At 37.3% G+C, this 8,390-nt stretch carries 9 protein-coding genes; 6 read left to right on the forward strand and 3 right to left on the reverse strand.

What is annotated here, in order from left to right; all coding sequences use genetic code 11:
* Positions 1 to 37: 37 nt before the first annotated feature.
* Both ABFX33_RS23340 and ABFX33_RS23345 read left to right on the forward strand, forming a co-directional pair.
* The gene (locus ABFX33_RS23340; RefSeq protein ID WP_257096206.1) at positions 38 to 679 is read left to right on the forward strand and encodes an MBL fold metallo-hydrolase; all 642 of its coding nucleotides are present in this window, start codon (positions 38 to 40) and stop codon (positions 677 to 679) included.
* Positions 680 to 682: 3 nt separating this feature from the next.
* Positions 683 to 1,912 carry an FtsX-like permease family protein gene (locus ABFX33_RS23345; RefSeq protein WP_346088598.1) on the forward strand — a complete coding sequence of 410 codons (1,230 nt, stop codon included), beginning with the start codon at positions 683 to 685 and terminating at the stop codon, positions 1,910 to 1,912.
* Here ABFX33_RS23345 and ABFX33_RS23350 read toward each other — a convergent pair.
* Together ABFX33_RS23350 and ABFX33_RS23355 are read right to left on the reverse strand one after the other, a co-directional pair.
* A complete protein-coding gene (locus ABFX33_RS23350; protein ID WP_346088599.1) occupies positions 1,909 to 2,559 on the reverse strand; it encodes a hypothetical protein in 651 nt (216 codons plus the stop codon). The two genes, ABFX33_RS23345 and ABFX33_RS23350, sit on opposite strands and share 4 nt — an antisense overlap.
* 57 nt (positions 2,560 to 2,616) lie before the next feature.
* On the reverse strand, positions 2,617 to 2,892 hold the full coding sequence (locus ABFX33_RS23355; protein WP_028070934.1) for a NifU family protein: 276 nt from the start codon (positions 2,890 to 2,892) through the stop codon (positions 2,617 to 2,619).
* Between the two features lie 241 nt (positions 2,893 to 3,133).
* Here ABFX33_RS23355 and ABFX33_RS23360 point away from each other — a divergent pair, with 241 nt between their 5' ends.
* The 3 genes from ABFX33_RS23360 to coaBC are packed head-to-tail and all read left to right on the forward strand — an operon-like array spanning position 3,134 to position 5,599.
* Positions 3,134 to 4,063 carry an outer membrane protein assembly factor BamD gene (locus ABFX33_RS23360; RefSeq protein WP_120260520.1) on the forward strand — a complete coding sequence of 310 codons (930 nt, stop codon included), beginning with the start codon at positions 3,134 to 3,136 and terminating at the stop codon, positions 4,061 to 4,063.
* Complete coding sequence (locus ABFX33_RS23365; protein WP_075990346.1) at positions 4,047 to 4,376, forward strand: DNA-directed RNA polymerase subunit omega; 330 nt, start codon at positions 4,047 to 4,049, stop codon at positions 4,374 to 4,376. The genes ABFX33_RS23360 and ABFX33_RS23365 overlap by 17 nt, the downstream gene beginning before the upstream one ends.
* 14 nt (positions 4,377 to 4,390) lie before the next feature.
* Entirely contained in the window at positions 4,391 to 5,599 is a 1,209-nt protein-coding gene (gene coaBC / locus ABFX33_RS23370) for a bifunctional phosphopantothenoylcysteine decarboxylase/phosphopantothenate--cysteine ligase CoaBC (RefSeq protein WP_257096191.1), read from the forward strand.
* Positions 5,600 to 5,641: 42 nt separating this feature from the next.
* Here the strand turns inward: coaBC and ABFX33_RS23375 are convergent, their stop codons facing one another.
* Positions 5,642 to 7,009 carry a methyltransferase RsmF C-terminal domain-like protein gene (locus tag ABFX33_RS23375; protein WP_346088602.1) on the reverse strand — a complete coding sequence of 456 codons (1,368 nt, stop codon included), beginning with the start codon at positions 7,007 to 7,009 and terminating at the stop codon, positions 5,642 to 5,644.
* An 88-nt stretch (positions 7,010 to 7,097) separates the two neighbouring features.
* Between ABFX33_RS23375 and ABFX33_RS23380 the strand changes: the two genes are divergently transcribed.
* On the forward strand, positions 7,098 to 7,484 hold the full coding sequence (locus ABFX33_RS23380; protein ID WP_120260523.1) for an SRPBCC family protein: 387 nt from the start codon (positions 7,098 to 7,100) through the stop codon (positions 7,482 to 7,484).
* Positions 7,485 to 8,390 lie beyond the last annotated feature (906 nt).

Genomic DNA, 8,390 nt, shown 5'->3' on the forward strand with positions numbered 1-8,390 from the left:
TCTATATACAGAACAATAAAAAATGTAATTTTACCTTATGCTAACGATCAGAACATTCACTTTCAATCCATACCAAGAAAACACCTACTTGTTGTATAACGAAGAGGGAAACGCCCTAATTATTGACCCAGGTATGTATGGAGAAAAAGAGCAGGAGGAGTTTTTAACCTTTGTCGATCTTCATAATCTCACTCCACAATTACTACTGAATACACATTGTCACATTGATCATGTCTTAGGCAATTATTTTATTCATGAGAAGTTTGATTTACTTCCTCAATTTCACGAAGGAGAACTATCTATATTGGTTGCAGTTCAGAACTATGCTCCGCAAATGGGTTTCCGTTATGACATCTCTCCTATTGGCGAAGTATTTCTAAAAGATGGAGACAAAATACAAATAGACAATGACGAATTGGAAGTGATATTGGCGCCCGGCCACTCACCGGCGCATATCTGTTTTTACTCCGCTTCTCAAAAATTCTTAATTGGTGGAGATGTCTTGTTCCGCAATAGTATTGGTCGTACGGATCTACCCGGAGGAAATCATCAGCAGCTTTTAGACAATATTAAGCAAAGACTTTATACTTTACCCGATGACACCGTTGTCTACCCAGGTCATGGCCCATCCACGACAATAGGTTTTGAAAAGAACTCCAATCCATTTATACAAGGATAAGATATGAACTTACCTTTTCTATTTGCCAAGAGATACCTATTTTCAAAAAAATCGGTCAATGCTATCAATATCATCTCCTCAATTAGTGTGATAGGTGTTACGGTAAGTAGTGCCGCATTAATCATACTCCTTTCCTCTTTCAATGGGATGGAGGAGCTTATTATATCTATGTATAGCAAATTTGCTCCCGAACTAAAGATAGAGCCAAAAAAAGGTAAGCTCTTTACAACAAATAAATCAGTCTTTAATGAGTTGCGAAAGAATCCTGATGTTATCCATTATACAGAAGTATTAGAAGAGAAGGTATTACTTCAATATGCAAATCGACAGTATATTTCAACTATCAAAGGAATCGAGCCCAAATCGCTTAATAAGAGTATTGGTGATAGTATTCTTGTGGATGGCGTATATCAGCTCTCCCGTGATTCAACTAATTTGGCTATACTTGGAGCAAGTGTCCAAGCTAATCTTGGCATTTCTATGCAAAATACCCCCGATTTAATCCAAGTCTATTCACCAAGAAAAGGCGTCAAAAATACATCTAATCCTGCCGAAGAATTTAATATTAGAGCTATCAGTCCAGGAGGTGTCCTCAGATACCAACAGGACTTTGACAATTTCGTTATTACACCCATTTCGTTTGCCAAAGAAGTACTCGGTGAATATGACAGAGTTTCCGCTATTGAATTTTATCTAAAGGAGGGTACTAACATCAAGCTATTTGAACAAGACCTTCAAAAAAAATTAGGTGAAGAGTATCTCGTCAAAAATCGGGAAGAGCAAAACCCAACCTTATATAGAAATGTACGTGTAGAGAGATGGGTTGTGTTTTTTATCTTAACATTGATTAGTATCATCGCAATTTTTAATATTGTAGGTTCATTGACGATGTTAGTGTTGGATAAACAAAAGGATATGACAGTCTTAAAAAGCTTAGGTGGTAACAATAGCTTAATTCAACGCATCTTCTTTTACGAGGGGTTGATGATTGCAATTATTGGTTGCATTTTAGGTTTATTAATTGGAGCAATATTCAATTATATTCAGTCAACCTATGGTATAATACGGGTCGAAGATGGTGCTAACGCGATCTTGGATAGCTACCCTATGCTTAGCCGCTGGAGCGACTATGTGTTAGTATTCATCACGGTAACCAGTATTTCGGGATTAGTTTCTTATTTCTCAGCAAAGATAAGTGTAAAGGAGCTGAACAAGCTCAAAGCAACAGATTAATAGCGGGAGTTTTTGGAACGGCTTTGACTTCCCTTCGTTATTTGCTGTATTAAACTTCCCCATGCAAAAGGATTTAATAGCGGGTTTGCGTAACGTTGGTTAATAACTTTATTATTCATTGTATTAAAACTTTGTGCATTATTGATTGAACGCATCTCGTTGCCATCGCGAGGTACTACAGCAGCCATAGCTGATAAAGATTCGTTGGAAAGTGTTCTTTTTGCCCGTACAATATGATCCTCAGATACATCTAAGTTCATAAATGCAATATTAAATTCCTCAATACTCGCCCAGGGATATGGAGTCACCATTGGCAATTCAGTTACTAAATTTTGCATTACGATACTCGCTGTATATTTGTCGCCGGCAACTTCAGGTACAGTTACTATGAGCGGATCGAATCCTACAGAGGAAAAACGAAGTGTGTCTCCTACATGAGCTACGAAAGAAAAATAGCCTTCATTATTGGCCGCAATGGCCTCGTTACGGAAAGATAAATTGGTTACTGTAGCATATCCAACAGGAAGCCCAGACCCCACAGTAGTTACAATACCGGAATATTGGACGATCTTCCTTTCTTGCGCCTTTAAAGTCGAAGACTCAAAAAATACAGATAAAACTAATAATATAGGGATCAGCAACTTCATAGAACAAATTTACACAAAAGCAGCTGAGCTAGCCGTTAAATTGTGTTAATAGATAAACTAATTGGCCGACGGCAAGGTAGCATCAGGAGAATCCGGATCAGTTAGATTAATTGCTTCAACCGCTGTTACCTCTGGCACAGCTTTTTTAATAGCTTGTTCCAATCCTGCTTTAAAAGTCATAATGCTCATTGAACATGAAGCGCAAGCGCCCAATAGTTTTAATCGCACGACATTATCTGCAGTAATCTCTTCAACACTCACATTTCCGCCATCAGTTTCCAAATAAGGTCTCAAGGTATCCAATGCTTGCTCCACTTTTTCTTTTAAAGTCATACTCTTTATTAAATTCAATGATTGTACATGTAAAGATAATCAAATATTTTAAAATCTATATTTTTCCTCTCCTTGCGCAATGGAAAAACAACAAGTTCATGACAATACTGCCACCAAATTGCATCCAACGAGTTAAAGAATGTTAATAAAAAATGTTGTTTTTGGGATCAAATAATTATTAAACTATATTGCGCAGTAAAATTTAATTGATTAGTATAACAAATTCACTTATCTTTGTAAAATGTTTTTAAATAGGCGTATAGCGGCTATCTGTGCCGGCATGATGTTTCTATTGGTGTTTACTGGTTGCAAGAGTAAATTTGAGAAATTGCGCGCAAGCAATAATATCGCTCAAAAGTACGAAGAAGCCGTAAAACTTTATGAGAAAAAGAAATATACAAAGGCGTTAGTTTTGTTTGATGACTTGCGGACAAAATTCCGCGGACAAGCTGAGGCAGAAAATATCTACTATTATTTGGCATTTGCCAATTACCGTTTGAAAGATTATACTTCAGCAGCATACCACTTTAAGGACTTTGCAGATGTTTATCCCAACAGTCCACGGGCAGAAGAATGTCGTTTTATGCATGCTTACTGTTACTATTTGGATTCCCCTCGGTCAACTTTGGATCAGGCAAATACGAAGAAAGCAATCGATGCCCTACAGCTTTTTGTCAACCTCTATCCAGAATCAGAACGTTCTAAAGAGGCAGCAGATCTCATTCAAAAGCTACGGGACAAACTCGAGCTTAAAGCTTTTGCCAATGCTAGACTCTATTATGATATGGGGTTGAATGATGATTATAGAGCTGCTGTAATTGCGTTACAAAATGTTCTGAAAGAATATCCAGACACCAAATACGCTGAAGAAATTGAATTTTTGACGCTAAAGGCGCAATATATATTTGCATCAAAAAGTATTTTGCAAAAGCAAGAAAGCAGATATGACGAAACATTGGATTACTACCGTAGCTTTGCGAGTAACTACCCCAATAGCAAACATATAAAAGAAGCGGAATCTATTCGTCAAGATTCTGAAAAAGGAATTAAGACGGCCGTTTCGCACATGAAAGAATATAATAAAGCTCTTGCTGAGCAAGAAGCATATATCAAAGAACAAAAGGCGAAAAAAGAAAAAGAAAATACCCAAAAAGATGAGTCAAAAAAATAATAATTCAATTCCAAATTCTACAGTTACACGTGACTTAAGACAATTGGACAAAGGAACTGACAATCTCTATGAATCCATTGTAGTTATTTCTAAACGCGCGAATCAAATTGCAGTAGATATTAAGGAAGAACTAAACGGAAAACTTGCTGAGTTTGCAAGTAATAACGATAACTTGGAAGAGGTATTCGAAAACCGCGAACAAATAGAGATTTCTAAACATTACGAACGTATGCCAAAACCTACTTTGGTAGCAATCGATGAATTTCTACACGATAAAGTGTATTACAGAAATCCTTCTAAAGAGCAAGACTAATCGCAGAATCAACGATGGCTTTAGCTGGGAAAAATATTGTAATTGCTGTATGCGGCAGTATTGCCGCATACAAGATTGCAACTTTGATTCGTTTGCTCGTAAAAGCGGATGCTCAGGTTAAAGTAATTATGTCAGAGGATGCCACAGCGTTCATTACCCCGCTTACACTATCTACGCTTTCCAAAAATCCTGTTTTGGTTGACTATTATCAGCCGGATACTGGAGAATGGAATAATCATGTGGAAATTGCGCTAAATGCAGATTATATACTTGTAGCCCCAGCAACAGCAAACACCATCGCAAAGATGGCGAACGGTCTCTGTGATAACTTACTGATGGCTGTATATTTATCCGCAAAATGCCCGGTCTTCTTTGCTCCTGCAATGGATTTAGATATGTGGAAGCACCCGTCCACGCAATCGAATATCGCTAAACTAGGAGCTTATAGCAACATTATTATCCCGCCTGAAAAAGGTGAATTAGCTAGTGGATTAGTAGGAGAGGGACGTCTCGCCGAACCAGAAGAAATTTTTCATTTCCTAGAAAATTACTCCAACCAGAATCTCCCATTACTTGGTAAAAAAGCGCTTGTATCAGCAGGCCCCACTTATGAGGCAATAGACCCTGTACGCTTTATTGGAAATCATTCTAGTGGAAAAATGGGCTATGCTATTGCCCAACAATTAAAAGACCTTGGGGCTGATGTAACCTTAGTTTCCGGACCAACCGCGCTACCAAAACCTGATCAAATAACGGTTGTTCCTGTCACTTCTGCTGCAGAGATGCTTCAAGCCTGTGAAAAGTACTTTGATCATGCTGCTATAATTGTCATGAGTGCTGCAGTTGCTGACTACACTCCTATTGAAGTAGCATCTCAGAAGATAAAGAAGAAAGAGGATGAATTTTCTATTGCTTTAAAGAAAACAACAGATATTCTCGCCACTTTAGGAGGTAAAAAGAAGAAAGATCAATTACTAATCGGATTTGCTTTAGAAACCAACAATGAGTTCGAAAATGCAAAAGACAAATTGGTCCGAAAGAATCTCGATTTTATCGTTCTCAATTCCATGCAAGATCAGGGAGCTGGATTTGCTACCGATACAAATAAAGTCACAATTATCAACCGTTCAGGCGAAAGCAGCGTATTCCCATTGAAATCGAAGGAAGATGTTGCAAAAGATATCTGTTCGATTATCTTACAGTATATTCCTTCGACAATATAAATTCTCCCTAAATTTAGAGGAATATATGATTTCTATTATCTGTTATAGATTCACAATTCGTAATTCTTTAGGATAATAATTATTGATCCTATTTGGTAATAGTTTCATCCACCCAAGTGACATTCCTTTATATTTAGCAAGCGTCCAGCCTTTCATACCAAAAGATACAGTATCTAGTGTCACGTTTTCCTTTCTAAGGTAGTTTTGAGCCTCCTCAAGCGAAAGTTCAAGACTTTGGAAGCCAGGGTTTAATACATTACTTAACGCCAGTGCGTGGCTTGGAATCAATTCCTTTCGATTAAGTTTTCCAATATTGATTCCAGCATTTTTGAGATAGAGTACGTTCTGGAGATATTTCAAATCATTTTCATATTTTTTGGGGAATATATACAGGTCATCATGATGGATAAATGGAAAGAACTCATCAACGTTAACTATCCAAGTGTCCAGAATTCCCTTCGGCACATCTGATTTTTCTGGTTTTATCCGTTTTCTATTAAATGTACCTTGCTCTGCAACTTTCTTCAAAACTGTAATAAAAAAACCTTCCCCACTCAATTTATGTGGATAGAAACGATAGCCATGTGCCCCATGCCCAATCGACTTTGTATGCTCGATCCCCCAATTATCATCAATGACAATTTCGATAGATTCAAAATCTCCAGTTTCTATTAGCCAATCGGCAATATCCTCATTTTCCTCTTCTGAATAGGAGCAGGTTGAATAAAGGAGGTAACCACCAGTTTTCAATGCAGCAATACTTTCTGCCAATATTCTTTGTTGTCTTTCGCTACAAAGTTTGACATTAGCTTCTGACCATTCATCTATTGCATCCGAATCCTTTCTAAACATTCCTGATCCAGAGCAAGGTGCATCTACGACCATGATATCAAAATATCCTGGCAATCGGTCAAAAGCTGAAGGATCATTATTGGTAACCACCGTATTTGCATTTCCCCATTTTGTTAGATTATCCTGTAAGATATTTACACGAGTCTTAATTATCTCATTGGCGACAAGTAGACTATTGGGATGTAAGCTACTGTTTAGCAAGGTAGACTTTCCTCCAGGAGCTGCACAGAGATCCAATGCATAAACTGGTTTAGATCCTATTTCGAGCTCATGGATAATATAGTCTATAAACATAGAAGAAGCGTCTTGGGGGTAATACCCTCCAGCATGAAATAAAGGATCAAGTGTGAATACGGGGCGTTCGTTTAGATAAAAGGCGTTTTCGCACCAAGGCACCCTTCCTCCACTGAAAAATGGACATTCCTTCAATTTTAGTGGGTTTAACCGTATCGCTGTTGCTCGCTTGCCCTCCTCATGTACTTTAATAAATTCAGCAGTATCGAATAATGGGTTTACACCTAATTTTTTCACTAATGAATTTGGCAGAAAATTACTCATGTCGTCCTAATAGTTTATGCTAAAAATAATATAAATAAAAATGAACTCAAAATAACTAGTAAATTACGGGAAAGAGTAAATTTGCATTATGAAAGATCTTAAGAAATACGCTATTATCCCGGCGACACCAGAAGAACTGTATCTCGCCTTAACAACCGAAATTACGGCCCGTCTGTGGACTGGCGATCTTGTATCAATAGATGCAACAGTAAATGGTGAATTTTCCTTGTGGGATGGTGCAATTACTGGTCGATTCTTGGAATTAGAACCTTCTACCAAAATTGTGCAGGAATGGTATTTCGGAGAAACTGACAGTCCTTCTATTGTTACATTAAAGCTACATGAACACAAAAAAGGAACTTCATTAGAGATTAGACAGACCAATATACCAGATGAAGATTATGAAAATATTGCTGAAGGTTGGGAAGATCCCTATATCTCTTCTCTAATTGATTTTTATACTGAAGAAGATTAATTTTTAAATAAGATCAACAGAGAGCCTGGTTTTTTAAAGCTAGGCTCTTTTAATCATTATGCCATTTAACAAAGAATTCTTAAATTCTCCCTGAATTAACCATTCAATATCTTAAATTCAATAGTTTCCTTCCTTCATAATAGATTTTTGAACCACTTTAAATCTTTTCCATATATAGCAGCTATTTAGAAAAGCTGTTCTTCATCTATCTATTGCCAAAGAATCCTCACACCATATGATAATGTAGTACATTTCTATTGTTTAAGTGGTACATTTTTTTCAACCTGGTTCAATCTCGAAGTATTTATTTGTAACAATAAATCTTATCGGCTCTTATCAATTCCCTATTTTAACCCTCATATCTTTAGTCCTCAAACAATATATCCTTTAACCCTATCCTCCCATAGCTTATAACTGGAAATATATATTCGAAGCTGTGCTCGAGAAATCTTCCAGCCTATAACAGGCTTAGTTATTATAGCGAATAAGATACCTTCTAAATTTACTTTTATTCATGAACGATTCACATAAAAGCAACTTCACTCGGTTAAGATCATTACAGCAAAAGCCGCAATAACATCGGCTAAGATATAGCCTTAGACGACAAGCAAGATATACACCGGCTTGATAAGGTTTGTCCTACGCCGAATTACCGTTGTGGGGGCATTGATCTGCGTGAAATATATTAAGAGGTAATAATGCAGTACCTCAGATCAGTACCTGGCAAAACCGTATTTAATGGCACCATTTCGGAATCGGATCCTTGGGCATTTGTGGCGGAACCATTGTTTTTTTGGAATCTTTTAGATAGTACCTAAACAGAGTCATAGTGCAGCACCTTAGAGCGGTGCCATACAGGCTTGCACCTGACAGTGCTATTCCTGAGCGGAGTCTTTTGTGTGGCCT

The organism is Sphingobacterium ginsenosidimutans, assembly GCF_039536865.1.
Taxonomy (GTDB): domain Bacteria; phylum Bacteroidota; class Bacteroidia; order Sphingobacteriales; family Sphingobacteriaceae; genus Sphingobacterium; species Sphingobacterium detergens.

Bases quoted from the DNA above. Each gene is read 5' to 3' on its own strand.
- ABFX33_RS23365 (WP_075990346.1), top strand. From the start codon at position 4,047: ATGAGTCAAAAAAATAATAATTCAATTCCAAATTCTACAGTTACACGT.
- ABFX33_RS23340 (WP_257096206.1), top strand. From the start codon at position 38: ATGCTAACGATCAGAACATTCACTTTCAATCCATACCAAGAAAACACC.
- ABFX33_RS23345 (WP_346088598.1), top strand. From the start codon at position 683: ATGAACTTACCTTTTCTATTTGCCAAGAGATACCTATTTTCAAAAAAA.
- ABFX33_RS23350 (WP_346088599.1), bottom strand. From the start codon at position 2,559: ATGAAGTTGCTGATCCCTATATTATTAGTTTTATCTGTATTTTTTGAG.
- coaBC (WP_257096191.1), top strand. From the start codon at position 4,391: ATGGCTTTAGCTGGGAAAAATATTGTAATTGCTGTATGCGGCAGTATT.
- ABFX33_RS23375 (WP_346088602.1), bottom strand. From the start codon at position 7,009: ATGAGTAATTTTCTGCCAAATTCATTAGTGAAAAAATTAGGTGTAAAC.
- ABFX33_RS23380 (WP_120260523.1), top strand. From the start codon at position 7,098: ATGAAAGATCTTAAGAAATACGCTATTATCCCGGCGACACCAGAAGAA.
- ABFX33_RS23355 (WP_028070934.1), bottom strand. From the start codon at position 2,892: ATGACTTTAAAAGAAAAAGTGGAGCAAGCATTGGATACCTTGAGACCT.
- ABFX33_RS23360 (WP_120260520.1), top strand. From the start codon at position 3,134: ATGTTTTTAAATAGGCGTATAGCGGCTATCTGTGCCGGCATGATGTTT.